Source organism: Vibrio sp. TRT 1302 (genome assembly GCF_050113875.1).
Classification (GTDB): domain Bacteria; phylum Pseudomonadota; class Gammaproteobacteria; order Enterobacterales; family Vibrionaceae; genus Vibrio.
The window spans coordinates 384,076-410,633 of sequence record NZ_JBNJOF010000003.1 but is presented as its reverse complement, the minus strand read 5'-3'; the positions used below and the strand labels follow the sequence as shown (position 1 = coordinate 410,633).

Genomic DNA, 26,558 nt, shown 5'->3' with positions numbered 1-26,558 from the left:
CAGTATCTATTTCATGAAAATCATACACGACTACTTTTCTCAGCTTCTCGCTATCGCCACTCAGCGTAATCACCGTTTTGGTGTCGTTGTTCGTGGAGGCGATGAGTGGCAACAGCAATGTCTCGTCGAGGTTGCTAGCCAAGTCGACCCATCGGCTATCTATCAATTGGGTGGCGATGCTTTAGTCGAAGTCAGTCGGTTAGCTAAGTTCAATAAGGGTCAGCAGTTGTTGGGGCAAGAGTGCCAACTGTTGATTTGTGATTTTCGTGCTGGCTTTGATGCCAACAGTTTTACCGCCGCAACAGGTTGTGTTCGAGGAGGCGGTCTAATTGTTATCGTCACCGATAAAGAAGACACAGAGTGTCTTGAGCAAATGTGGTTGGCGAATGCATTGGATGGACTGATTCAGCTGCATCAAGATCAATCGTTGCCCGAACTACCTAGCTCTAAGGTCAGTGATTTCGCGCCTTATCAAGACCAACAACAAGCGATAGAAAAAATTATCAAAGTGGTGGAAGGTCACCGAAAGAGACCATTAGTGATGACCGCTGATCGTGGGCGTGGAAAAAGTAGTGCCCTTGGCATTGCTGCCGCTCAACTGATGCAATCTCGCACTCTACGCATCGTTGTTACCGCGCCGAGTATTGCAACTGTTCAACCTGTTTTTGAGCATGCCAGTCGTTTATTGAATGGCGCCAAGATGGACAACAACCAGCTGTGCTTTCAGCAGTCGATTCTTGAGTTTGTCGCGCCGGATGAGTTACTACGCAACCAAACTGAGCTTGATTGTCTATTGGTTGATGAAGCCTCGGCGATTCCAATTCCTATGCTACAAAGTATGGTAGAACGATACCATCGAGCCGTCTTTTCAACGACGATTCATGGCTATGAAGGTTGTGGTCGTGGCTTTAGTTTAAAGTTTCAAACTTGGCTTAAACAGCAACGCCCAGGTACGTCCTTTTATCATCTGGAACAGCCTATAAGATGGGCGACTCATGATCCGTTAGAAAAGTGGTTGTTCGATAGTTTTCTTCTCAATAGTGAGTTGATGGATCTTTCCAGCCAAGCTCAAGACCCTATCTTGGAGCGGGTAGACAAGCGTCAACTGATCTCTTCTCCTGAGATTCTTAACAACTGTTTCGCTTTGTTGGTCAATGCTCACTACCAAACTTCACCTAATGACCTGATGTTGTTACTCGCTGACGATGCCATTCATCTTTATACCGCCTTCGATGGTGATATCTGCCTTGGATGTATTCTAGCGATTGAAGAGGGTAAGTTGACGAGTGATCTGCTTGAGCAGATTTGTATGGGTAAACGTCGACCTAAAGGGCATTTGGTTGCGACGACGTTGGCAAACCAGCTTGGCATCACTGAATCGGCGCAACAATCGAGCTTACGTATCATGCGGATTGCTGTTCATCCTCAAGGTCAAAGAAAAGGGATTGGACAGGAATTGATTCGTCAGTTGATACACAATAGCGACTATGATTTTTACTCCACCAGCTTTGGGGCGACGAGTGAATTGGTTCAATTTTGGCATCGCTGCGGTTTTGCGTCAGTTCGGTTGGGCAGCCAACGTGATCAAGCGAGTGGAACGCACTCTCTTGTGATGGTGAAAGGGAACGTCGACTGGCTTGATTGTGCGAGAACGCAGTTTTTCCACTCCTTTGACTATTCATTGAGTACTCTGTTTGCCCAACTTGAGATTGAACTCGTCCGTAGTTTAATCGCAAATAAAGATGCTTCCGTTGATAAACCTAGCTTCAACCCACTGATCGAGCGTTATTGCTTAGGCGGGGCAAGTTACGAAAGCGTCGCTCCCCATCTCTATTCTTGGTGGCAAGATACCCCCTCATTGGCAGGCAAAGTCAGCGACTTTTTCATACGCCTCGTGGTACAACGAAACACTTGGTCATCTTGTATAGCTGAATTTGGCTTTGCTGGCAGAAAGCAGGCAGAGCAAGTTTTTCGTCAGCAGTTAGGTGAGTTACTCACTTAACTCTCTCTACCCGCACTAAATCTACAAAATTTACACTGTAAAAGCGGTTTAGGATGGAGACATTTACAGTGTAAACCGCGTTGGTGTTTACACTGTAAATCGAAAACGTTTCAGAGTTTTGCATGTCGTTTTTCAAACGGCAGTGAATAAAATTGTGAAAATTTATCCAACTGTGCAAACTTATGTAATTGATTAATTCTTAAAGATAAAAGTTCTTATATCGTCTCTCTGCATCAAACTCTCACCCAAACTATCTAGTTTTACTTGCTTGCGCATTAATTATTCCTTCCTACACTCATCTTAAGCAACATGGTTAATATCGGCTAGGAATAATAATAAAGTGAAGGTTGAAAACATGGACTGTTTATTACCTGCGTCATTGGACATCTCGACAGTGCTCGATAGCGCCAATGACTATAAGGCTTGGCTTGCTCAAGATACCAATCAACTTCATATCGATGCTTCACACGTCAATCGCGTTGATGCTGCGGGGTTACAGGCATTGACCGCGTTATTCTTATCCGCTAAATCCCATCAGATCGATATTCGACTAGTAAAACCTACTCCATTACTAATCGAGGGTATTAATACATTAGGACTGCACGATCAGTTTGATATCAATAGTGAAGTTGGAGAACCGCAACATGACTAAAATACTAGCTGTGGATGATTCTGTGTCTATTCGCCAAATGGTCAGTCACACATTACGTGATGCTGGTTATGACGTAGAGACTGCAAACGATGGGCGAGACGCTCTAAGCAAAGTGACTTCAGCGAAATTTGATGTGGTCATTTCGGATGTCAATATGCCAAATATGGGTGGATTTGAGCTGGTTAAAGCGTTACGCGAAAAACCGCAATACAAGTTTATTCCGATTTTAATGCTGACCACGGAAACCAGTGCCGACAAGAAACAAGAAGGTAAGTCGGCTGGAGCGACAGGTTGGTTAGTAAAACCGTTTAATCCAGACACACTCCTAAAAACATTAAAACGTGTGATTTAAACGACGCTTCTCTCACATAGCAACGTCAATTGGTGAGGTTATTATGGCTTTAGACATGGAACAGTTACGCAAGATGTTTTACGAGGAATGTCGTGAAAATCTTGAAGTGCTTGAAGATGTGTTGCTCAATTTGGATCCTACCCATGTAGAAGATGAGTCTATCAATACGATTTTTCGTGCTGCTCACTCAATCAAAGGGGGAGCAGGAACGTTTAATCTGCTCGACATTAGCGAGTTTACGCATAGCGTCGAAGCTTATCTCGATCTCGTCCGCAATCATCAACGTAGTCTCAGTGCCGAAACGATCGACCTATTGCTGAAGAGCGGTGATTGTATCCACAGCATGCTTGAAGGTCATGAACAGGGGAGTGAAGTGAATGATGAGCTCAAGCAAGAAGTAAGTCTAAAGTTAGTTGCCTTATTGGATGAGAACTCAATAGAACCTCAGTCATCAAATGCTGAGCTAACCGAAACGGAAAGCTCACCTGCTAACGAAAGTAACCAGCCTTGGCGAATCGTGTTCACCCCGCATCAGGAGATGTTCTTTAGTGGTAACGATCCATTAAGGATTCTCCGTGAGTTGACTGAACTGGACTCGTCTTGTGTGATAGATGTCGACACATCAAAACTTCCTGATATTGAAGCCTTGGAGTCTGAACTTTGCTATCTCTCTTGGCATGCCACTATCAGCGGATTGGTTGAAGAGGATTTAATTCGAGAGATTTTCGAGTGGGTCGAGGATGAGTGTGACTTAACCGTTGAACGCATGGGTAGCAATGAATCGAGTGATGCTAGTGACGCGTTGTCTGACGTTGTCCAAACTGCACCTCAAGTTGAGGCTGCCGAAAAGAAAACAGAAACTGAAGCGAAATCGACAAAGGCGGCAAAATCAGATTCCAGCGTGAGTTCTATCCGTGTAGACATAGACAAAGTTGACAGCCTGATTAACTTGGTTGGTGAGTTGGTGATTACCCAGTCCATGCTCACTGAAATTGGCAATGACTTTACGATTGAGAAATTAGAGAAGCTCAAAACAGGCCTAGATCAACTGCTGCAAAACAGCAAAGACTTGCAAGAAAACGTACTCAATATTCGTATGTTACCCATGAGTTTTGCATTCAGCCGTTTCCCGCGTTTGGTGCGGGATCTGTCGAGTCGTCTTGAGAAGCAGGTGGATCTACAAATAAAAGGTGAACAAACCGAACTCGATAAAACCGTACTTGAGCGCATTGTCGATCCATTAGTCCACCTTGTTCGAAATGGTATTGATCATGGAATCGAACAACCATCCACTCGACTTGCCAGCGGAAAGCCTGAGGTCGGTGTCATTGAGCTGAATGCCTACCATCAGGGTGGCTCAATAGTGATTGAAATTAAAGATGATGGTGCAGGGCTGAACTGTGACAAGTTATGGGATAAAGCACTAGAAAAGGGTGTATTGGCCGCGGATTCTCGCCGCGACGAATATTCCGATAAACAGCTAATGAATCTGATTTTTGCGCCGGGTTTTTCAACCGCAGAACAAGTTTCCGATATTTCTGGCCGAGGAGTCGGAATGGATGTTGTTCGCCGCAACATTGAGGAGCTTGGCGGACATATCGAGGTTGAATCTAAGCTTGGTGAAGGAAGTTGTTTCACCATTAGTTTACCTCTCACATTAGCCATTCTTGATGGCCAGTTAGTCAAAGTGGCGGGAGAGGTGTATGTCATACCCTTGTTGACGATTGTCGAATCTATTCAAATCGATCCCGCCTGCATCAAGATTGCTTCTGGTGGTATTGAACTCTATCGATTACGCGAAGAAAACATTCCTATTTTACGTCTCCAAGATGAGTTGGAGATGGGGGAGAGTGGAGCTCTAGAACAACGCATTCTCTGCTTTGTCGAGGCTGCTGGAAATCGAGTGGGTTTGTTGCTTGACGAATTGCATGACCAACAGCAAGTGGTGATCAAGAGCCTCGAATCTAACTACAGCAAGGTAGCAGGGATTTCAGGTGCAACGATTTTAGGAGATGGCTCGGTCTCTTTGATTCTCGATATCCAAGGGTTAATCACGAACTTCCTCAATCGTTCTTCCGAAGTCACTCACAACGGTATTGCGGCGTAAGGAGAGGATATGGATCCAGTAATTACAGACATGGACAGTTCCGTCGGAATGAATGATGTCGCGAAAAAAAATATTGCTGAACAAGCAGAAGCGCTACTCGACAGCATGGGTGATGAAGTGAGTGAAAGCGCGGATTTTTTGAGTTTCGAACTGGCGCATGAATTGTATGGCGTTGAAATCAAAGATGTTGAAGAGATCCGTGTTTGGGAAAGACCAACGCCTATCCCCAGAGCGCCCAAGTTTGTTCTTGGTGTGATCAACCTACGTGGAATGATTGTTCCTGTTATCGATTTACGCTCTCGCTTCTCGGTTGGCAAATGTGAATATCTACCAACCACAGTCGTGATTGTACTTCGTTACAGTGACAGTGAAAGAGATCGTTTGATGGGGTTGGTTGTTGATGCCGTGAGCGATGTCGTCAGTCGCGGACACAATGAACTCTATCCGGCAGTCGGTGAGTCAATGGTCACGCCCTACCTACAAGGTTTAATCAATGTTGGCGAGCAGGTGATGTCACTGCTCAACACGGAAGAGTTACTCAATATTGAACGCATACTGAGGGCCGAATCATGATCGCGACGCAAGAGTTTCTTAGTTTTGTACTTGAAGGTGAGGAGTACGGCGTACCGATTTTGGATGTGCGAGAAGTTCGCGGTTGGAGCACCGTCAGAGAGGTGCCAAATTCTCCGGCGTACATGAAAGGTGTTCTTGAGATCCGAGGAGAGTACGTGCCGATTGTTGATTTACGAATGCGCTTTGGTTTAACGCCCGCAACAATAGGTGTGACAACCGTAGTGATTGTTCTGAATGATACCCACAAACACCCACTTGGCATTATTGTCGACGGTGTTTCAGAAGTGTACCCGTTGACTGAAGAACAGATAAAACCATCACCACACGTATCCTCGGATGTTGATCATAGCTATGTCCGTGGCATCGCCTCGGTGAGCAATGGTCATTTAGTCCTTATTAATTTAGACGCTTTGTTCGATGCGGCAGAGCTAGCAGTACCCAACCAAGCGGAAGAGAGTTGGGCTTAATGCCAATCTGAATGCGGTTTATTCGTTTTGGTAATACACGTCAGAAGAAGCAACCAGTGAGAGGTAACTCATGGCATTTTGGAATAAACAACCAGGGCCTGCTGCTCAATTCGTAGCACCAACGCAGGACACGCTAACCGACGAGTTCCAGCCTGAAGAAGAGCAAGGAATATCGAAGGAGCAACTACTCTCGGCACTCAACACAGCTCAAACCGCTCTGATGATGATTGACCGTGATTTCAATATCACATATCTCAATCAGAAGTCCGTTGATCTGCTCAAGATGCATGAGGCTCTGTTTCAATCGATTTGGCCAAACTTTAAAGCAACTGAAGAGTTCTTACTGGGTTATTGCATAGACTTGTTTCACACCAATCCGAGTCATCAACGGCAGATGCTATCCAATCCATCTAACTTACCTTACACCACAACCATCACGGTTAAAGACGTTAAGATTGAACTGAATGTAGGGGCGATCATAGATGCAAGCGGTACGTATGTAGGTAACACATTAGAATGGTCTGACGTAACGGAAGCGCTTAAGCAGAAGAATGATATTGCCCGCTTACAAGCCGCAGTTAATCAGGCACAAACCGCGATGGTCATGATCGACAGAGACCTGTTAATCACTTACGCCAACCAAGAAACCATTAATCTGTTTAGAAAGCATGAAGCAACCATGCGTTCAGTATGGGCTGGATTTACCGCCAGTGAAGAGTGGTTAATGGGGCGATGTATTGACGAATTCCATCGCAATCCTGCTCACCAAAGACAACTGCTGGCTGATCCGAATAACTTGCCGTACAGCACTGACATTAGCATCAAAGATCTAAAGATTGAGTTAAATGTTGCTGCGATTAATGACGCTCAGGGCAACTATATTGGGAATACGCTTGAGTGGCGTGATGTGACTGAAGAGCGAGCAAAAGAGGAAGAGATTGGTCGATTGGCCTCTGCGGTTGCTGGCATGACAACCAATATCATGATGGCCAACAAAGAGGGCATCATTACGTATCTCAATCCTGCATTACATAATTTACTGCGCAGTCGAGAAAGTGATCTTCAGAAAGTTCTACCGGGATTTGATGCCAGTAATCTGGTTGGAAAGAACATCGACATCTTCCACAAGAATCCAGGCCACCAGCGCAATATCATTACCAATCCTGATCGCCTCCCTTTCTCCTCCAATATTGCGGTCGGCGGATTGGAATTTAACCTCACCTGTATTGCGATGCGAGATGGGCAGGGCAACTACATAGGGCCAGCTTTGCAATGGGTTGATATTACCGAGCAGCAAGATGGTCAGCGTCAGGTCGAATCCTTGATTCAAAAAGCGATCGCTGGTGACTTGAGTGAACGTATTGATACCAGCGTTTATAACGGCTTTATGAAAGAGTTGGGTGATGGCATCAACAACTTACTCGATACCATGGTTGTTCCGTTAGGCCAGTGTATCGATGTCATGAGTCAGGTGGCCGAAGGTAATCTCAACACCACTATGCCCGAAGACAACACGGGTGAGTTTGCTCGTCTGTCCAATGCCGTGAACACCTCCATTCTTAACCTACGCAATATGGTTGACAAAATTACTCAGTCATCGGCTCGCGTTGCGACTGCCTCTACGGAGATTGCAGAAGGCAACAATGACTTGAGTCAGCGCGTCGAAGCTCAAGCCTCTAACTTAGAAGAGACTGCGGCGAGTATGGAGCAAATGACAGCAACAGTGCGCCAAAATGCGGATAACGCAAAAGGAGCCAACGAGCTATCGGATGATGCGGCTAAAAAAGCCAGTAAAGGTGGTGAAGTGGTTGGTCAGGCGGTGTCTGCAATGGCCGAGATCAATACCGCGAGTAAGAAAATTGCCGACATCATTGGCGTGATAGATGAGATTGCTTTCCAAACGAACTTATTGGCACTCAATGCCGCCGTGGAAGCCGCTCGTGCTGGTGAACAGGGTCGTGGTTTTGCTGTTGTTGCTGGTGAAGTCCGTAATCTCGCACAGCGCAGTGCGGCGGCGGCGAAAGAGATCAAAGGCCTAATCAAAGACAGTGTTGAAAAAGTCGACGAAGGTTCACGTCTGGTTGATGAGTCCGGAGAAACGCTCAATGAGATTGTAGAAGCCGTAGAGAAGGTGACAGAGCTGATTGCACAGATTGCCTCTTCAAGTCAGGAGCAGTCTACGGGCATTGATGAAATCAATCGAGCGATAGCAACAATGGATGAGATGACACAGCAGAATGCGTCATTGGTTGAAGAAACCTCCGCGGCGAGTCAATCACTCAAAGATGAAGGCAAGCAACTGCTACATCTGATGAACTTCTTTGCGACGGACAACAATGTGACCACCTTTGAATCTAAGTCGTTGGACAAAGTGAGAGACAACAATGTTCGCGAAATTAGAACACCAAAGGTTGCCAATTCTAGCTTCAAGCTTGAAGAGGATGGAGACGAATGGGAAGAGTTCTAGTTCAGGCTGAAAACTCGGTGGCTGATAAGAGTGAGTTTGAACTGACTGATAAAGACTTCAAGTTTATTCAGTGGTTCATGCATAAAAACGTCGGCATCTTCTTTTCAGATCGAAAAAGAACCATGGTTTATGGCCGAATTAGTCGCCAGCTACGGCGACTAGGCCTACGTCGTTTTCGCGACTACCGACCCATGATTGAGCAGGACCCGTCGGAGCAAGCCAACTTTATTAATTGCCTGACAACCAATAAAACTCAGTTCTTTCGCGAGTATCACCACTTTGAGTTTCTTGAAAAGGTACTCATTAAAGAGTGGCGAGAACAAGGACTGAGTAAACTCAGAATTTGGTCCGCTGGTTGTTCAACCGGAGAGGAACCGTACAGCTTTGTGGCTTCTCTCCATTGGGCACAGGCGTTCGACCAGTTTGAAGATATCAGACTGACTGCGACGGATTTGGATACCAAAGTATTGCAACATGCGCAGCGTGGAATCTATAGCGATGACGCGATTAAAACGATACCGAGTAAGTATCTTAAACCGAGTTTTGTCCGTGGTACTGGGGCACAGCAGGGCAACATTAAGTGTCGCATTGGATTGCAAAAATACATTCAGTTTCGTCAGTTGAACTTACTGGAGAATTGGGATTTTTCAGAGCCCTTTGATCTGATCTCATGTCGGAATGTGATGATCTATTTCGACAGACAGACCCAAGCAAAATTGATCAAACGTTTTTATCAACAACTCAAACCAAATGGCGTGCTCTTTATTGGTCATTCAGAGAGTGTCCCAGCGAACCTTGATCTGTTTCACCATATTGGGCACACCATTTACGTAAAAAAATAGGCAATAACAATGATCAGTTCGAGGCTAGTAACACCAAAATATGAAAACAGTCACTTCAACCGCTTTTACCATCCAACCCAAGAAAAGCACATAGTGAAGCTGTTACCAGGAGGGATATATAGCACAAAAGCGGAAGACGAGTTGATCGCGACAGGGCTAGGGTCGTGTGTCGCGGCTTGTATGTGGGATGCCAAGGAAGGCATTGGTGGAATGAATCACTTTTTGTTGCCATTTGACAGCAAGTCTCAGCTCAAATCATGGAATCCAGAGGAGGTCGTCTCTACTGCTTCTCGTTATGGGAGCTATGCGATGGAAATGTTGCTTAATGCCATGCTCGCTAGAGGCGCTAAGCGATCTTCGTTGCAAGTGAAGGTCTTCGGAGGGGCGCAAATGCTAGGGCGCAACTCGATGATCGGGGAAAAGAATGTCGCATTTATTCTTAATTACATTCAACAAGAAGGAATGAATGTGACAGCACAAGATCTAGGAGGTCTTGAACCTCGGAAAGTCATTTTTGACCCGATAAGCGGTAGGGCGTGGTTAAAGAGAATTCCGTTTACAGAAGTACACCTCCTACAGCACCAAGAAGAAAAATATGCCAGTCAGTTGGATAGGGAAAGTCATCGCCCACATGACGATGACGTGGAGCTGTTTTAATGAGAAAAATTAAAGTACTTATTGTTGATGATTCGCCAGTATTCAGGGCTTTGCTACAACAACTTATCAACTCAGATCCTGACTTAGAAGTGGTCGCCATGGCAGAAGATCCCTTTCAAGCCCGAGAGTTGATCAAGCAACATAATCCCGATGTGCTGACACTTGACATCGAAATGCCAAAAATGAACGGTGTCCAGTTCTTAAAAAACTTAATGCGTCTAAGGCCGATGCCTGTGGTGATGATTTCCACTCTCACTCAACATGGAGCAGGACCGACACTGGCGGCTTTAGAGCTTGGCGCGGTAGATTACTTCCCTAAACCAGCGGTAGAAAGTACGGCTGATATGGTGAACTATAAAGCGCTGGTTAACGAAAAAATCAAGATGGCGGCGGGAGCGAATGTTGCAACGTCGTCAGCACCCAATTCGGTCGTTAAGCTCGCGGCCCCTAAGCATAATCACAAAGTAGAAGTGATCGCTATCGGCGCATCAACCGGTGGAACTGAAGCGGTAAAACAAGTGTTATCTACTCTGCCGTCTGGGCTACCCCCCATCATCATTACCCAACATATTAGTGCTATGTTCTCCTCTTCTTTTGCTGAACGTCTCAATGAACATAGTGATATCGAGGTTAAGGAGCTCACCGCTAATCGAGCCCCATTGACCAATGGCTGCGCCTATCTTGCTCCGGGTGACAAACATATCGTTGTTGTTCGACGTGGCACTCACCTCTACTGTCAGCTCGATGATCGTCCCGCCGTCAACCGACATAAGCCTTCCGTTGATGTCATGTTTGATGCGGTGGCAGAAACGGTAGGCAAAAAAGCCATTGGTGTGATCCTAACAGGGATGGGACAAGATGGAGCCAGAGGCATGCTTCGGATGAAAGAGCAGGGAGCGAAAACCATCGCTCAGGACCAAGCCTCTTCCGTCGTTTGGGGAATGCCTCGCGTAGCGGTAGAAATGGATGCAGCAATGTCAGTGGTTGACCTCAACAGCGTTGCTGAGCAGATATGCCACTACTTATCTAGCGATTCATAGTTTGGGCTTACAACATCAAGGAAGAACGATGAAAACAAAAATAAGCAAAATTAAAACCCGCTACTTCATCGCTGTTGGCTTACAAGTATTGCTCTTGTCGATTGCTGTGAGTATGTCCTCCTCTATCGCCCATGTTGCTTTGATGGTGTTGGCTGCGGCAATCCCATGGCTGGTGATGCCAAAACAAATGAATAACAGTGAATCGAGCGCTCAAACGGTGGCAACGCCAAGCCAAGTGAATACCACGCCTAAGGAAGTCTATCCGTTACTTACGGTGCTTTCTCAGCAACTAAGAGAGCCTTTAGACCATCAGAGAAGTGTGGTGGATGAGTCAGTGGAGACGCTCAACGAAAGCTACTTTGAACTACAAAAACTAGCGGAGGGGCAAAATCAGATCACCGCTGAATTGGTCGACAATCTGCTTGGCAGCCGTGATAGCGATAGCGACATTAGTCAGGTACTGCCTAAAACAGAGGCCATCATTCGTCAGTTTGTCGATACTCTTGTGGATGTCTCCGAGAAAAGTATCTCTGCGGTACATAGCATTCATGATATGTCGGATAAATTGGACGCCGTGTTCCGCTTGCTGGAGCAAGTGAGAGGTCTGTCTGAGCAGACAAATTTATTGGCGTTAAACGCAGCAATAGAAGCAGCGCGGGCTGGTGACGCTGGACGCGGATTCGCTGTTGTGGCTCAGGAGGTACGTAACTTATCGGTGAAAGCTGAGGAATTAAATACCCAGATTGAAGCTGAGATCAGTGTGGCTCAACAAACGGTTAAAGAGGCGAACAAAACCGTTGGTGAAATGGCCTCTATTGATATGACCGAGGCCATTGAGTCGAAGGAAAAAGTCGATGACATGTTGCGAGGCGTACAGCAGGTAAATATCTCTGTAGAGCAGGAGGTACAGAAAATCCGTTCCAGTGGCGAGTTGTTGCACGCCCAAGTTGATAACGGAATTCGTGCTTTGCAGTTTGCCGATATCATTGTCCAGCAAGGTGATTACGCCAAACAAACCGTGGGCTATCTACAGCAGTTTGCCGAGCTCTGCCAACTATGGACAACAAATGGTATCGATCTCAATGATTTCACATTGGCGTTGGTAGAATTACAGGAGCAAGTTGACAATCGTGGTGCTCCAGCGGCTTCTCAAGAAAGCATTGACGAAGGAGAGGTTGAACTGTTCTGAACTCTTGAGTCGTCTAACTATTTCACAAGGAGATAAACATGTCAGTTGAAGCACAGGTAGACGCTGCGGCGAAACATATAACAATACTGATTGAGGGCGCTTTTGGGTTCAATTTGGTGCAGGACTTTAGGCGCTGTTATAACGACCGACAAGAGTTTCGTTTTACGATAGATCTAAGAAAAGTTGATTACATCGATAGTGCAGGATTAGGCATGTTGCTCAATATGCATAATTACTTAGGCCAAGACGATGGCATGATCAAAATAACCAACACGTTGCCACAAGTTAGAAAGATTTTGACTATTTCTCGATTCGACAAGAAGTTTGTCATTGAATGAAAAGCTGAGGAGGTCGTATGCATGTAATGATTGTCGATGATCATGCTACGAACAGAGAGCTATGCCGCTTTATGCTTAGCGATCTCTCTGACGTTGTGAGCACATTTGAAAATGGCGAAGGCGTGGTTCAGGCGATGTCGGAAATGGATGACTTGCCTGATGTCATCTTGCTTGATGTGATGATGCCTGTCAAAGATGGCATCACGACTGCACGCGAGATCAGGCAGGCTTTTCCTGATGTCCATATACCGATCATTTTCCTCACAGTATTAGACGATCATGCATCTTTTGAACGTTGCCTGAAATATGGCGATGATTTTATTCTCAAGCCAGTCGAACGGAGTGTTTTGCTGGCAAAAGTTCAAGCGCACTATCGCATTGTTAAGATGCATAATGAAGTAATGGAACAGCGCGATGAGCTCAGCCAGTTTCATGAACAGGTTCGATATGATTACGCCATCGCTGAGTCCATTTTCTCTAATCTTATGATAGAGATGAGCTCTCAGGTAAAAAGTATCTTTGGCATAAATTACCTCTCAACCCCATCTACTGTTTTTAACGGCGACTTAATCGTTGTGGCAAATCGTCCTCATGGTGGTGTTTATGTCATGATCGCTGATGCGACCGGTCATGGCTTGCCTGCCGCAATCTCCGCCATACCAGCTACGCGTGCGTTCTTTTCCATGGCATCGAAGGGGCTTTCTTTAGGAGAGATTGCTCGGGAGATAAATGAAGTTTTAGTCCGTTTCTTACCTATGGGCATGATGTTGGCGGCAAGTATCTTTGAGGTCCGTGCGAATGGGTTTGAAGTCTCTTGGTGGGGCGGAGGGCTTCCTGATGGTTACTTGATTGAGCGAGATGGCTCAATAGTTCGTCGATTGACTTCCACTCACATGCCATTGGGGGTTTTACAACCTCATGAGTTTGAATCGGACTTGGTTCATTTCAAATTGGAACCAGACCAACAGATCATCTGCTATACCGACGGTGTTATCGAGGCGATGAATGAGGAAGGTGAACAATTTGGTCAGCAGCGTTTAGAGAAGGCATTTTTGTCAAATCGAGCCATTATCCCAACCTTGTATGATTCCGTTCGTCAGTTTGCGAACAAGCCTGTTGGGGATGACTTATCCATTCTTGCCATGCGGTTTCCTATCTCTAACGGCAATGTTCAGGAACCGCCACCAAATAGCACGATGATCAATCTGATTCCCAGCCAATCTAAGCTACGCTTAGATGGAGAAGTATTGCGCAATGTATCCGTGATGATTGAAGTGCGTAAGTTCGTGGCTGGCATACTGCATGGTGGAGTGCATTTGGACTTGGTATGTTCTGTGCTCTCAGAGCTGTTTGCCAACGCGATTGAGCACGGGCTGTTAAGACTCGATTCTGCGATAAAAGAAGAGCCGGATGGTTTTTTCTTGTTCTATCAACTGCGAGAGGAAAAGCTAAAAGAGTTGGAAGACAGTGCTTGGACAGAACTCAGTATCAACTTTTTACCTAAAGAAGAAAAGTTGATCATGGAGCTCGAGCATAATGGAGAAGGGTTTGATTATCAGAAAAATTATGGTTCAAGTCAGGAAAAACAGCAGCTCACTCACGGACGCGGTATTGTTCTTGCTTCGGAATTGTGTGATTCACTAGAGTATTCAAAACAGGGGCGCAGTGTCACCGCAGTATATTCGTTAAAAGCGGCTCATCACTTTCCGAGCTCTAGCTAACGTTATTTACAGTGTAAAAGCATCATGTAGTGATATATGCCTGAAATTGTCACTATTTTGATACAGTGATGAGGATTAATTTTATACACTCGGCCTAGAAGGAACTTAAAGGCAGAATGGCATGTGGGATAAGTTTGTTGCTTTTTCTGATGATAACAAACAAGTTATCGCGAAGTTGTCACCCGATATCACGGTTGATAAGAATTTTGACAATCGCGGTTTGAGTGAAGCGTTGTCAGCAATTGGCGCTGGAGACTTGTTTGTACTTGAAGACGAAGTCACTCGTTTTATTCATTGTGCAAAAGAGATGAAAAGCGAAGCCTATGTTGGCATCACGGTTGCTGAGGTACGCAATGCTTCTGTCGAAGTCGTTCTTTCTGATCATGACATGCTTGCTAGTATGGTTGTCACGGGTGCATACCGTGGGCTACCACTAAGAGGCCCACAAATCGTTCACGCTTTGGCTCAAATGCATGTGACTAAAGGGATCAACAAGCTCGCCTTGAAAAAAGTACTGGTCGTGAGCCATCAGTTGAAACCTGGAGAGACGTTCACTCAAGCAGTCGCACAAGGCAAGCAACCTAAACAGGGTGTAGACGCCAAATTTGTTCCTTTAGTTAAAGATCCCACCAAACAAGTTCTCGCGCCTAAAGAGTCGTCCGCTGATGGTAAAGTCGACATGCTTAACTTAGGCGAGACAATCAATGTTTCACAAAATGACCCTTTAATGAAACGGGTTCCTGCTACTAAGGGTTTGCCTGGGATGACGGTACTTGGCAAAGTCATTCCACCCAAGCCGGGTAAAGATGCGGTGTTTAAGGTCGGCAAGGGCACTATGATCTCCCCCGATAATCCCAATCTGTTAATTGCCGCTGTCTCGGGTATGCCAATTCTCAAAGAGCGTGGTGTTGAGGTTGAAGATGCACTATGTCTCCCTACAATTGGTGTGGCGACGGGGCATGTTAAGTTTAAGGGCAATGTTGTCGTCCTCGGCAATATCGAGTCAGATATGGTCGTGAGGGCGACGGGGAATCTCACGGTTGGCGGCTTTATTGAATCAGCCGATATCCAAGTTCAAGGTGATATCGAAGTGGCTAAAGGGATCATTGGCCATAACGTTTCTGAAGGTGAGAAGAAAAGCTGTATCGTAAAATCGGGTGGTTCTATTACCGCTAACTATGCACAGTTCGCCGAACTACAGGCTGCAAATGATATTCACCTTAGCGTCCACTGTATGGGTAATGAAGTTCGTTGTGGACACAATCTCGTGGTTTGTGACGCCAACGAAAAGCAGGGCACTTTAAGTGGTGGCTCCGCTAAAGTGGGTGGCAAGGTGACGTGCGTAAATCTCGGTGTCGAAGGCGATACCGCTACCCACGTGCATGTGTTTGCTCGCTTTCAAATGTATAAAGAGCGTCAGGCTAAGCTCAAAGAACAATATACTCAAGCCCAAGAAGGCACTATGGGTATTATCCGCAAAGAGCTGGAATTCAAAAAAACACCCAAGTCAGAGCGTACTCCCGAGCAGGAACAGAAGCTAGAGGCAGACAAGCAGGGAGCCAATGCTTATCTCGAGAAGGTGAAACATGCTCGAGACACTAATGAACAAGAGTTAGAAGTTGCGTTGGCTGAGTGTATCTTAGAGGCTAAGAACAAAGTGTTTACTCACGTAACGGTTCAGTTTGGTGATGAAAAGGTGATCACTAAACGCGTACGAGGCGCGAGTATTTTTAGTTTCAATCAATATGAAATCAAACGTTCGTCGATGTTTGAGGAAGGAGACCTAGATCAAGACGATTAATTCTTCATTCTAGCGTTAGCCGCTGTTTAGCGGCGCTGGCAAGAGGTGCAACCGCGACAGGCAGAGCGGCTGTGCTTGTCGAGCAGATTACGTTGAACTTTACAGTAGGCGTTCTTCAACGCACGTCTACCGGCAAACCAATCCTCAGGCTTTTCCAAAATCAAGTATCCGTTAAATCGTTTAACGAGCTCAATGCGGTTCTGTTCGATAAATTTACTGTCGTAGCTAATCTCAAAATAATCAAGAGCTTGCTCTATGCAGGTAAAGCTTTCTAGTGTTTGCTGAAACGTCAATTGATTCATGAACCTTAGCCGCGTTGTTGCTCGAGCAGCTTGGCAATCGCACCTTTTTGGGTTTTGCTAATTCGCTGCATCAGGCTAAATGAAGGGTTTGAAATCCCGCGTTGTTGTATATCTTCAAGCATGAGTAACCACAATTTAGCAGTCATCTGTGAGTCGGCTAATGCTCGGTGAAACACGCCATCATTGTCTATCTGTTTGTAACGCACCAAATCTCCTAATTTATGGCTTGGTGCATCTTGATTGAGACGACGGGATACCAGCAGTGAGCAAGCGAAGTCTCCGGTATAGTCACGGCCAATTCGTTCAAATTCAGCATCCAGAAAGCGCTTATCAAATGAGGCGTTGTGTGCGACCAAATTATCATCTGCGATAAATGCATGGAACTCTGTCATCACTTCTGCGCAGCTTGGAGCGTCTGCTAACATCCTGTTGGTGATGCCCGTGTAACCCTCTATAAATGAGCTGACTTTAAAGCCCGGATTCATGAGTTGTTGGAAAGTCTCGACGACTTCGCCATCTACCAGTTTCACGGCACCGATTTCGATCGCTCTATCGCCCATATTGGGTGATAAACCTGTGGTTTCGAAGTCGAGAACAATAACAGTATTCGCGGTTGGCATGGGAAGTCCTAATTTGGTAAGTCGAGCTATTGGCGTGAATTAAACACCTGTTGGTTCAGATCATCAAGATTTACTGTCTATCGAGGGTGAAGTGGATAGATGCTTGTCGGTTCTGTGATGGTACCAATACCTGAAGCAGTGCCGTTGGTCTGATTCAGTATTTATTGCCTCTGATCTTGATAGACAACTTGGTTGCGGCCACTATTTTTTGCTCGATAGAGTTGCTCATCTGCTTGTGCCAGCGCTTTGGAAAAATTATCGTCCTGCCAAGTGCTCACCCCGATACTGACGGTAATTGCGGTTGGCGCGCCATATTGAAGAAGTACATCTCCAAGATTCAGTTCAACCGACAGCCTAATACGTTCGGCGATACGGAGCCCAGTCTCTAGACTGGTTTCAGGTAGAACCACGGTGAACTCCTCGCCACCCATACGCCCAAAAATATCGCTGTTACGGATTTCATTTTTGACCAAATCAGTGATTTTTCTAAGAACGTCATCGCCACAGGCGTGGCCATATTGGTCATTAATAGCTTTGAAGTTGTCTAGGTCGAGCATAAGAATTGTTGATGACTGGCTCTGGCGTGTTGCTACGATATCAACGGCTTCTAACAAAGCCCGTCGATTATAGATGTTGGTGAGCGGATCGTATTGCGCCAATTTAATCAACTGTCGCTCTTTGGCTCGCAGAGTAATGGTCATATCTTCAAAGGCATTCAGCAACTGGCCAATTTCATCGTTGCGTTTTGTTCGCTGTGAATCAGGATAAAAGCCAGCCCCGAGAGCCTTGACTTGTTTCTGCAAATTGACGATGGGTCTAGTGACTATTCGGGTCAGAAAAATCAGCAGTACAATATATAAAATAATCGTGATAGCGATGTAAGTCCCCACTTCTCTTATGATCCCTTGTATCCTTTGATCGATTTCTTTTGATTCGATAAATAGCGCCACACTGATCCCCGCTCTTTTGTGGTCAGCATTTGAGTGATAAAACTGAAAGGATGGGTCATGTTCAGCGCTGTACACCACGTTTTGGTTGGTAAGCATTCCACCCAAGTCGTCACGTAATGTGGGGTCTTCACTGTCATTCAGTTTGTACTTTTTGAGGCGGTCACTATCTAAGTAGAGTGAAGAGGAGATGATCTGCTGATCTCGGTTGCGGACGATGGCGATATCAACAGACTCGATCTCTTGTTCGAGAAAGCTTTGCTTCAGTTTTAGCAACTGTTGTTCGAGCAGGGTTCTGTCTAAGACCACGGTGTAAAACCCGGCTAAGTTTTGCTGGCAATCAACCAGTGGCCTTGAGAAAAAATAGGTTGAGTTGTGATAAATCAGCCCTAATTTAGCGATACTTGACTCATCCGCGAGCGTTGCAACGGTTTTGGGTAGATGTTTACTTCGGCGGATTCTGACTAGATTTTGAGTCAGTTCACGGCTCGAGTAGGAGTTCTCTTCCCCCCGATTGGTCAGTACCGCAAGGTTGTCCAGTAACTTTTGTTGTTGGATTTCACGTTCGGGTCCTTCGATTTGCCAGCGAGTGAATGATTGCCTCAACTGCTGTTGGGTTTGGTTGCTGAGAATGTTCTTTCCTTTGATATCCCTGCGTAGAACATAGCGATTACTTGGGTTGGCTGAAAGAACAAATTGAGAAGCTCGACCGTCAAGATCAGAGAGAAACAGGGCCGAGAACGCAGAAGAATAACTCAACGCGTTAGCGAGTCTTTTGCCCAGATCGCTGTCGCGATTTTGCACACACTGTTGCAGGTGACTACTGATTTCATCAAATTCCGTCAAGCTTCGCTCTGAAGAAAACCTTATATAATCAGCACTTTGTGCAGTCGCGATTTTGCTTGCCTGGGCAATGTGCTCAAGCATCAGGTTTTTTCTTGCCAGATAATAGCCGTACCCAAAGAGAAAGATGCAGATGATCAATGGCAGAAACAACAAGAAAACTCTGTAGCTTAACCGTTTCATTGCTCTCCTGATCTTTGGTCATGTGGACTAATCACCCCAAACTCTTTGACAACGGTGAGTGTTCCCTGAGTAAACTGACCTAAGTACATCGGCAGATCAAAATGATGATCTTCACGTAGATAAATACGTTCGTCACCTGAGTACATTGATAAGCCGTGCAGATTGTTCATGATCTGTTGAGGTGTGATTGGATTTGCCTTTTCTATCGCCGCCTTGAGTAAATAGATCAGATCGTAATGTGATTTCGATGAATAGGTGACGATCGCGTCCTCTCCGTGCAGTTGGCGATAGTCATTGAGGAACTGTTTTACAGATTCAGATTGGCGCTGACTGACAAAATGCAGAGCAGAGTAGATGCCTTCTAGCTGCTCTGGCTCCAGTGCGGCTAGATAGGTTTCATCGGCAGCAAACGCAACAATATCGATATGACGACTGAAGTTAAACTGGCGGAACTGACGAATAAACTGAAATCCATCTTGCCCTGGTAAGATTAACATCAGTACATCACTGCCAGATGCCTCAATACGCTCCAGTGTTTTGCGATAATCTTGGACACCAAAAGCAGTAAATTCGATCCCATTCATTGTTCCTTGGTTTTTTTCTACCGATTCCTGTATCCGTTTGGCCATTCTGTGCGGCCAAATGTAGTCGTAGCCGAAAACATAGAAGCTCTTTTTACCTGCATCAGCAAAGAAGGGAATAACCGGGTCCACATAGTGTTCAGGGATGGTGCTATAGCAGATCAAAAACTCGCTGTGATGACGTCCTTCGTAATCAATTCCGTACATCATCGGAATTCTAAACTGGGTTGCAATTTCACTCATTGCGTAGCGTGAAGAAGAGCTGACTGGCCCCATTAACGCCAGCACATGATTTCGTTCAATCAGTTCACGTGAATATAAAACCGTCTTAGCAGGGTCTGTATTGTTATCACGGACGATAAGCTCTATTTGGCGATTCTCAATACCACCTTGCTGGTTAATCTGTTCTACAGCTAGCTGTGCTCCCTTGAGAGCTTGCTCCCCGTAAACGCTAAATGTTCCGGTTAGAGGCAGTACAGCACCGATCCGAATGGGTTCTTTGTGCTCAGAACAACTGAGCAAAAACAGCGCAAATAACACGCTTAACCATTTTGGTTTAAACATGGTTGCCTTTCCTTAGGGTGATTGATTGCTAAAAGTTATGCGTCCCCCACTAATAAGAGTAATACAGTTAATAGTGGAGAAAAGGTAAAAGCAGAGAGAATCGCTAAACTGTGCGTTGTGCATTAAAGTTTTGATTGGAATGTCATTAATAAGTACAGAGACGGATGACGGTGATTCATTCTTTAGACTTAGACGCTATCAATCATAATCAATGGTGCTATCGCCCCTATGGTTTGCCGATATACTTTAGTTGGACTTAAATGGGATGACACATGTCTAATTCAATCAATCTGATTTTGGCTTTGATCGCTTTTGCTGCGAACTCGTTTTTTTGTCGTTTTGCTCTGGCTGAAGAGACGATAGATCCGGGGTCTTTTACCTTCATCCGATTGCTCTCTGGTGCGATTACTTTAGCGGTGATTCTGGTGATACGCCGCGAACTCAAGAGCCGGTTTTTGACCAGTAAGGCCAGTTGGGCGGGGGGAATTGCACTGTTCGGCTACGCGGTCAGTTTTTCATTTGCCTATACGCAGCTTAGTACCGGAACTGGGGCATTGATTCTGTTCGGTATGGTTCAGCTCGCGTTAGTGGTGTTTCATGTGCTTTCCGGATATCGCTTGAACCGAATCGAAATTTTAGGCATTGCCGTGGCGATTGGGGGCTTTGTTACTTTGATGCTGCCCTCTGCCCAAACGCCTAGTTTGTCGGCCGCGATCTTGATGATGTTGTCCGGTATTTGTTGGGCTGCTTTTACGTTATTGGGACGTACGGCGGCGGCACCTTCACTCTCAATTACGCATGGTTTTGTATTGGCGAGCGTCATTGCTTTAGTCCTGAGTCCATGGCTTGTTCATATCGAAAACCTCACGCTAAGCGGAGTGGGGTGGGCACTGCTGTCGGGAATTTTCGCGTCTGGATTTGGTTATATTCTTTGGTATCGAGTAGTGAAACAGATATCGATGTTGCAGGCCTCTGTCGCTCAACTTAGTGTGCCCGTTATTGCGTTTGCAGCGGGTAGTATTGGACTTGGCGAGACAATTACAACGAGTTCCGTAATGGCAGCGTTACTTGTGTTAAGTGGTATTGCGGTGATTTTTGTTGCAAAAGAGAAACTCTGACCCAGATTGAGATGATCTGGGTCAGCAGCCTTTGTTTAAACGCGATAATGTTCGATTTCATGGTGAAGCAGTTCGGTGAGCTCGGCTAACTCTAGTGTCGCCGCACTGCTTTGTTCCGCTCCCACCGCTGTTTGATTGGAAATTTCGCTGATACTCGATATGTTACTGTTTATCTCTTCAGTCACTAGACTTTGCTGTTCCGCGGCAGTCGCAATTTGGACATTCATCGCCGTGATCTGATCGACGCTCGACTTAATCAACTGGAGTGCATCGCCTGCTTCACGAGCTTTTTCAACCGTAGACAACGCATTTTGTGCGCCGATTTCTAAGCGTTGAGTCGATTCACGGCTGCCATTTTGCAAGCGCTGAATGGTCTGGAGTATCTCTTGCGTTGACTGTTGAGTTCGACTGGCTAGTGTTCGTACTTCGTCAGCCACCACCGCAAAACCTCGTCCCTGTTCACCTGCCCGCGCCGCTTCGATAGCGGCGTTGAGTGCCAGCAAGTTAGTCTGTTCTGAAATACCCTGAATCACATCGACCACACTGCCGATCTCTTCTGAGTGCTTCGCCAACTGGTGCATCGCGTTGACAGAGTCTTGCATTTCTCTCGATAGTTTTTCAATCAAATCGATACTTTCCGTCACCACTTTCTGACCGCTTTCAGCGGCTTGATCCGCCTGTTCAGAAGCCTGTGCCGCTAATGAGGCGCTTTGCGCGACTTCATGAACCGTAGCCGTAAACTCATTGATGGCTGTTGCGATTTGCTCGGTTTGCGCTTGCTGCGTCAGGATATTTTGTTTGGTCTGTACTGCGACGGCTGAGCTCTCTTCGGCAGAGCGTGCCAATTGACTGATGGAATCACGGTTGGTCTGCACAACATGCTGAAAACTGGTCACGATATTGTTGACGGAGTCAGCAATATGAGCAAATTCATCGTTTCCACTCAGAGATAAACGCTGGGTCAGATCCCCTTGGGCAATTCGTCCTGAAGAGGTCTCTAGCTGGGTCACGGCAGCGTTAATGCGTTTTACTACTACGGTGGAAAGGCCGATGATCACGACAAGAGAAATCAGTGTGATACCGCTTACCACAACGATAAAGTGACGGGTGTTTTCATTGGCCTGATTAAAACTGTTTTTACCTTCGTCTACCTGCATTGTGAAAAAGGTTTCTGCGAATTTGTAAGCCTCTTTAAATAACGGATTTATCTTACTCAGAAGGATGAGGTTGGAGCCGTTAAAATCACCAGAATTCAATTTGGCAATGGCTGGTTCAAAGCCTTGGTTGGTAATATCGTCAATGACTTTTGCCAGATTAGTGACAACGGTTTTTTCTTCTGCGCCAAGCTCTGACTTTAAAAGTTCGTTATCAATAATATGATGCAAGGTTTTCAGTGAGGTCTGAATCTGATCAATATGGAACTGCAAAGGATGGTCATGCATTGCTGCTGTGTTCGATGAAGGATCATGTTGAAATGAGAGCAGCAATGAGCTTCGGGCATTACTTAGTTCATCAATGACTCGACTGGTTCTTATAGTATGTTGCATCCCTTGGCTATACAGTTCTTCAATAAAACTGGCGGATGTCTGCATACCGGATATGCCTTTATAGCCTAAGACCAAGAAGGCAATGAAGGTCAGTAAGATCGCCAATTTTAGTTTGGTACTTACTTTAGCGAACAGCGTGGAGAAACCTTCGCGGTTGAGTTGTGTGTTCTCCGGACTCTGCTCTAGCGAAACTGATGTCATGACGTATCCTCAATTAGTATATTTATTTTTCCTAATATTAGATAAGTTGCATGAATTAATCCTCTCTTCAAATTGACCCAGATCATCAAATTAATTTGCTTATTATGAACTAGCCCTAAAGTGTTAGGTTGCGCATATTTTTAGAGTCCAAGATGAAACAGTCTCAGCGTGATGAGTGGAAACAAAAAGGCTTCCTTAAAGGAAGCCTTGTGATTTTGTGTGGCTCACTGGATGTGAGTCATGCGGTTTAGTGTGAAGCTCTCGACAGCACCTTCTACCGCCGCAGAGTAGTGCTTGATATGCTCACTGGCTAAATGGTTGTCCAATGCTTGCGCTGACTCCCAGTTCTCGTAGAACACAAAGTGAGCGGGATTATCGTTATCTTGATGAAGATCGTAGTTGATACAACCTTCTTCAATGCGTGTTTTGTCGATTAGCTTAACCAGCTCAGCCTTTACCTGTTCAATACACTGCGGTTTAGCAATGATATTGGCAACGATCGTGAGTTTCGCCATAGTATCCGCTCCGTTGCTTTAAAGTGTGGTGATAACGTCTTCAATAGGCAAACGAGCTTTTGGCAGACCGTGGTTATAGTCTTCACCTTCTTTGTGGTAGCCCATTGCAAGTGCAAAATCACATACGTATCCGTCTAGCTCTTCTTTGAATACGTCACCGATTAGCTCGGCATCAACCCCTTCCATTGGTGTCGAAGCAATGCCCAAGCGTGCCAGTGTGTGTAAGGTATTACCTAGGGCAATGTAAGTTTGAGCTTTCGTCCAATTTCCGTTGTAGCCAGCCTCATCGGTGTTCAGTTCAGCAAAACCGAACGCACCGTTTAGCATGTCGTTGTATCGCTCTGCTGGTAAATGACCTGATGTCACCTCTGCATCGACAACTTTTTTGTACTGCTCTTTGGTATAACGTGGGTTATGGGCAAACAAAATCGTATGTGATGCTTCTTTCGCGTGTGGTTGATTAAACGCAAACTTATTGGCAAACGTGTCGTGAAATCTTTGTTTTGCTTCATCACTCTCTAGCACGATAAATTTCCATGGTTGCGAGTTGATTGATGAAGCAGATAGGTGGATCGCTTGCTTGATGGTTTCAATATCCTGCGCTGAAATGCGCTTGGTCGCGTCATATTTTTTAGCGGTGTAGCGAGTTTCTAAATCTTTGATAATTGGATGAGTCATATGGGCTCCTAACTTTCTCTATAATTGGCGCCAATTGCCGTCAGCGTCTCTTGATGAGGGTAATTTACGTCATGATAAATAACGGAAAAATAGCGATATTTGCCAATCACTATGGAACTTTTTGTCCATAATGCAGCGTGGTCAGGCGTCGGTTAGAAGCGCATAAAAATGAAAAACGGGTCTCGCTATGAGACCCGTTATCAACGTTGAGCGGAGCAACAATGGGCTAGATAGGTACCACAAGGATATCAACGGGAGATGCATCGACTAAATGTTTGGAGTAAGAGACAATTTTGCTCCAAAAATCGTGGTGGTGACCACAGAGCAAGAGATCGACGTTATTATTTTCAATCGTATTCGCTAACTTATCGGCTAGGTCCCCTGTGCCAAGCAAGATGTGCTTAATAGGGAATGAGCTGTACGATTCAAATGAGCGGATTTGTTCAATGGTGTGCTCACCAAACGGCGGATGATTCGTCTCGGTTTGAAGGTCGACAACTTCTGGGTAAATCTCCCCGTGAGAGCCGTCAATATGGATAAATGAAACCTCGGCATTAGTAAGTTTTGCCAAGTAGACCGCTTTATCGACTAACACTTTACTTTCTTCAGTAAGCTCAAGAGCAACAAGAATATGTTTGTAGTTCATAAACATGACCTTCTAGTGAATATCCTAATCTAAGCATAAACCTTGAGGTTGGATAAAGGTGCCGTCAAGATCTCGAAAATGCCAAAAGCTTACATAAAAAGGCCAACAAAATAGGAAATATAAAGCAATTATCCCGACCTCATTTGTTTGGCTAGGCTAGGTCTACAATGGTGGGCAGATAAACGACTGACTAGGAACTGAACATGACCACATTCCCGACCAATTTTCTTTGGGGCGGCGCGATCGCTGCCAATCAGGTAGAAGGCGCTTTTGACTTGGATAACAAGGGGTTATCAACTTCTGATATGTTGCCAAATGGCATATTAAGCCCGCATCAAAGTCGTGAACAACGTGGTGAAGGAATCAAGGATGTTGCGATCGATTTCTACCATCGTTATCCGCAGGATATTGAGCTATTCGATGAGATGGGATTCAACTGCTTACGACTTTCTATTGCGTGGACACGAATCTATCCAAATGGCGATGAACTAGAGCCAAATGAGCAGGGGTTGGCTTACTACGACAAGATTTTTGATGAACTGGCTAAGCATAATATTCAGCCGTTTGTGACCCTATCTCATTATGAGATGCCCTATGCGTTAGTCGAAAATTATGGCGGTTGGGCTAGCCGCGAATTGATTACCTTTTTTGAGCGTTATGCGCACACGGTATTTGAACGTTACAAAGACAAAGTCAAACTTTGGTTGACGTTCAACGAGATTAACATGTCGCTTCACGCGCCATTTACTGGCGTTGGCTTGGCCGAAGAGGCCAGTGAACAGCAGATTTACCAAGCCATACACCACCAACTACTGGCTAACGCGAAAGCCGTTAATCTGTGCCACAAGGTGATTCCAGATGGCAAGATAGGCAATATGCTGCTTGGCGCGATTAACTACCCATACACCTGTCATCCTGATGATGTGATTGCAGCGATGCATGAGAACAACAAGTGGTTATTCTTTGGTGATGTCCAGACGCGGGGTAAGTACCCAGGTTATATGTTGAGATATTTCCGTGAACAAGGCATCGAGATTGAGATGCAACCTGGAGATCTTGAGTTGTTAGCCAGTGCGAGTGTCGATTTTATCTCATTTAGTTATTACGCCAGCGGCTGCGCGAGTGCGGATCCTAAGCAAAAAGAGGTGGGTAATATCGTTGACAGCGTTCCGAATCCTTACCTTGAGAAAAGTCAGTGGGGGTGGCTCATTGACCCTAAAGGGCTACGTATACTGCTTAACTTTTTGTACGACCGCTACCAAAAGCCATTATTTGTGGTGGAGAATGGTCTTGGAGCTCGTGATGAAATCGATGACAACGGCCAAATCAATGACGATTATCGAATCGCTTATCTCAATGATCATTTGGTTCAGGCTCATGAAGCGATGTTAGATGGCGTTGAGCTGATGGGATTCACCAGTTGGGGACCCATTGATTTGGTGGCCAACTCAACCGCCGAGATGAGCAAGCGATACGGATTTATCTATGTTGATAGGCATGATGATGGACGCGGTACTTTAGAACGAAAACGCAAAAAGAGTTTTTTCTGGTACCAACAGGTGATTGCCACTCATGGTGCTAGCCTTACGCAGAAATAGCCAAATA

The 26,558-nt window shown here is 45.5% G+C and carries 24 protein-coding genes; 16 read left to right on the top strand and 8 right to left on the bottom strand.

Annotated features, from left to right (window positions below; translation table 11 throughout):
- Positions 1-13 precede the first annotated feature (13 nt).
- The 14 genes from ACQEXP_RS06975 to ACQEXP_RS06910 all read left to right on the top strand — a co-directional run bounded on the left by ACQEXP_RS06975 (position 14) and on the right by ACQEXP_RS06910 (position 16,208).
- Complete coding sequence (locus ACQEXP_RS06975) at positions 14-2,002, top strand: tRNA(Met) cytidine acetyltransferase TmcA (RefSeq protein ID WP_426969016.1); 1,989 nt, start codon at positions 14-16, stop codon at positions 2,000-2,002.
- 355 nt (positions 2,003-2,357) lie between these two features.
- The gene (locus ACQEXP_RS06970) at positions 2,358-2,654 is read left to right on the top strand and encodes an STAS domain-containing protein (protein ID WP_426969015.1); all 297 of its coding nucleotides are present in this window, start codon (positions 2,358-2,360) and stop codon (positions 2,652-2,654) included.
- Entirely contained in the window at positions 2,647-3,006 is a 360-nt protein-coding gene (locus tag ACQEXP_RS06965; RefSeq protein ID WP_138973058.1) for a response regulator, read from the top strand. Before ACQEXP_RS06970 ends, ACQEXP_RS06965 begins: the two co-directional genes overlap by 8 nt.
- Positions 3,007-3,049: 43 nt before the next feature.
- Positions 3,050-5,113, top strand: a complete 2,064-nt coding sequence (locus ACQEXP_RS06960; protein WP_426969013.1) for a chemotaxis protein CheA — start codon at positions 3,050-3,052, stop codon at positions 5,111-5,113.
- Positions 5,114-5,218: 105 nt separating this feature from the next.
- Complete coding sequence (locus ACQEXP_RS06955; protein ID WP_419723633.1) at positions 5,219-5,686, top strand: chemotaxis protein CheW; 468 nt, start codon at positions 5,219-5,221, stop codon at positions 5,684-5,686.
- Positions 5,683-6,153 carry a chemotaxis protein CheW gene (locus ACQEXP_RS06950; RefSeq protein WP_269375298.1) on the top strand — a complete coding sequence of 157 codons (471 nt, stop codon included), beginning with the start codon at positions 5,683-5,685 and terminating at the stop codon, positions 6,151-6,153. The genes ACQEXP_RS06955 and ACQEXP_RS06950 overlap by 4 nt, the downstream gene beginning before the upstream one ends.
- Before the next feature lie 70 nt (positions 6,154-6,223).
- A complete protein-coding gene (gene aer2, locus ACQEXP_RS06945) occupies positions 6,224-8,620 on the top strand; it encodes an aerotaxis transducer Aer2 (RefSeq protein ID WP_426969011.1) in 2,397 nt (798 codons plus the stop codon).
- A complete protein-coding gene (locus ACQEXP_RS06940) occupies positions 8,605-9,462 on the top strand; it encodes a CheR family methyltransferase (protein ID WP_426969009.1) in 858 nt (285 codons plus the stop codon). The genes aer2 and ACQEXP_RS06940 overlap by 16 nt, the downstream gene beginning before the upstream one ends.
- 9 nt (positions 9,463-9,471) lie before the next feature.
- Complete coding sequence (locus ACQEXP_RS06935; RefSeq protein WP_269375295.1) at positions 9,472-10,119, top strand: chemotaxis protein CheD; 648 nt, start codon at positions 9,472-9,474, stop codon at positions 10,117-10,119.
- Positions 10,119-11,159 (top strand): protein-glutamate methylesterase/protein-glutamine glutaminase, encoded by a 1,041-nt coding sequence (locus tag ACQEXP_RS06930; protein ID WP_426969007.1) that lies wholly within the window; start codon positions 10,119-10,121, stop codon positions 11,157-11,159. Before ACQEXP_RS06935 ends, ACQEXP_RS06930 begins: the two co-directional genes overlap by 1 nt.
- Before the next feature lie 28 nt (positions 11,160-11,187).
- Positions 11,188-12,348: a methyl-accepting chemotaxis protein gene (locus ACQEXP_RS06925; protein ID WP_426969005.1), complete on the top strand. Its 1,161-nt coding sequence runs from the start codon at positions 11,188-11,190 to the stop codon at positions 12,346-12,348.
- A gap of 38 nt (positions 12,349-12,386) precedes the next feature.
- Positions 12,387-12,686 carry an STAS domain-containing protein gene (locus ACQEXP_RS06920; protein ID WP_138973049.1) on the top strand — a complete coding sequence of 100 codons (300 nt, stop codon included), beginning with the start codon at positions 12,387-12,389 and terminating at the stop codon, positions 12,684-12,686.
- Positions 12,687-12,703: 17 nt separating this feature from the next.
- Positions 12,704-14,407 carry an ATP-binding SpoIIE family protein phosphatase gene (locus tag ACQEXP_RS06915; protein ID WP_426969003.1) on the top strand — a complete coding sequence of 568 codons (1,704 nt, stop codon included), beginning with the start codon at positions 12,704-12,706 and terminating at the stop codon, positions 14,405-14,407.
- A 121-nt stretch (positions 14,408-14,528) separates the two neighbouring features.
- Positions 14,529-16,208, top strand: a complete 1,680-nt coding sequence (locus ACQEXP_RS06910) for a DUF342 domain-containing protein (protein WP_426969002.1) — start codon at positions 14,529-14,531, stop codon at positions 16,206-16,208.
- Between the two features lie 26 nt (positions 16,209-16,234).
- Here the strand turns inward: ACQEXP_RS06910 and ACQEXP_RS06905 are convergent, their stop codons facing one another.
- From ACQEXP_RS06905 to ACQEXP_RS06890, 4 genes are all read right to left on the bottom strand, one after another.
- A complete protein-coding gene (locus ACQEXP_RS06905) occupies positions 16,235-16,510 on the bottom strand; it encodes a nitrogenase-stabilizing/protective protein NifW (protein ID WP_269375290.1) in 276 nt (91 codons plus the stop codon).
- Between the two features lie 5 nt (positions 16,511-16,515).
- On the bottom strand, positions 16,516-17,130 hold the full coding sequence (locus ACQEXP_RS06900; protein ID WP_426969000.1) for a 3'-5' exonuclease: 615 nt from the start codon (positions 17,128-17,130) through the stop codon (positions 16,516-16,518).
- Positions 17,131-17,291: 161 nt separating this feature from the next.
- Positions 17,292-19,103, bottom strand: coding sequence for a sensor domain-containing diguanylate cyclase (locus tag ACQEXP_RS06895; RefSeq protein WP_426968998.1), 1,812 nt, complete (start codon positions 19,101-19,103; stop codon positions 17,292-17,294).
- The gene (locus ACQEXP_RS06890; protein WP_426968996.1) at positions 19,100-20,248 is read right to left on the bottom strand and encodes a substrate-binding protein; all 1,149 of its coding nucleotides are present in this window, start codon (positions 20,246-20,248) and stop codon (positions 19,100-19,102) included. Before ACQEXP_RS06890 ends, ACQEXP_RS06895 begins: the two co-directional genes overlap by 4 nt.
- Before the next feature lie 272 nt (positions 20,249-20,520).
- Here ACQEXP_RS06890 and ACQEXP_RS06885 point away from each other — a divergent pair, with 272 nt between their 5' ends.
- Positions 20,521-21,366 (top strand): DMT family transporter, encoded by an 846-nt coding sequence (locus tag ACQEXP_RS06885; protein ID WP_426968994.1) that lies wholly within the window; start codon positions 20,521-20,523, stop codon positions 21,364-21,366.
- 35 nt (positions 21,367-21,401) lie between these two features.
- On the opposite strand, the gene ACQEXP_RS06880 is transcribed toward ACQEXP_RS06885, so the two are convergent.
- The 4 genes from ACQEXP_RS06880 to ACQEXP_RS06865 form a co-directional block, all read right to left on the bottom strand.
- On the bottom strand, positions 21,402-23,114 hold the full coding sequence (locus ACQEXP_RS06880; protein ID WP_426968992.1) for a methyl-accepting chemotaxis protein: 1,713 nt from the start codon (positions 23,112-23,114) through the stop codon (positions 21,402-21,404).
- A 224-nt stretch (positions 23,115-23,338) separates the two neighbouring features.
- Positions 23,339-23,629: a putative quinol monooxygenase gene (locus ACQEXP_RS06875; protein ID WP_269375284.1), complete on the bottom strand. Its 291-nt coding sequence runs from the start codon at positions 23,627-23,629 to the stop codon at positions 23,339-23,341.
- Between the two features lie 18 nt (positions 23,630-23,647).
- Positions 23,648-24,307 carry a nitroreductase family protein gene (locus ACQEXP_RS06870; RefSeq protein ID WP_269375283.1) on the bottom strand — a complete coding sequence of 220 codons (660 nt, stop codon included), beginning with the start codon at positions 24,305-24,307 and terminating at the stop codon, positions 23,648-23,650.
- 226 nt (positions 24,308-24,533) lie between these two features.
- Positions 24,534-24,953 (bottom strand): universal stress protein, encoded by a 420-nt coding sequence (locus tag ACQEXP_RS06865; RefSeq protein ID WP_269375282.1) that lies wholly within the window; start codon positions 24,951-24,953, stop codon positions 24,534-24,536.
- Positions 24,954-25,156: 203 nt separating this feature from the next.
- Here ACQEXP_RS06865 and ACQEXP_RS06860 point away from each other — a divergent pair, with 203 nt between their 5' ends.
- Positions 25,157-26,551 (top strand): glycoside hydrolase family 1 protein, encoded by a 1,395-nt coding sequence (locus ACQEXP_RS06860; protein WP_426968990.1) that lies wholly within the window; start codon positions 25,157-25,159, stop codon positions 26,549-26,551.
- Positions 26,552-26,558 lie beyond the last annotated feature (7 nt).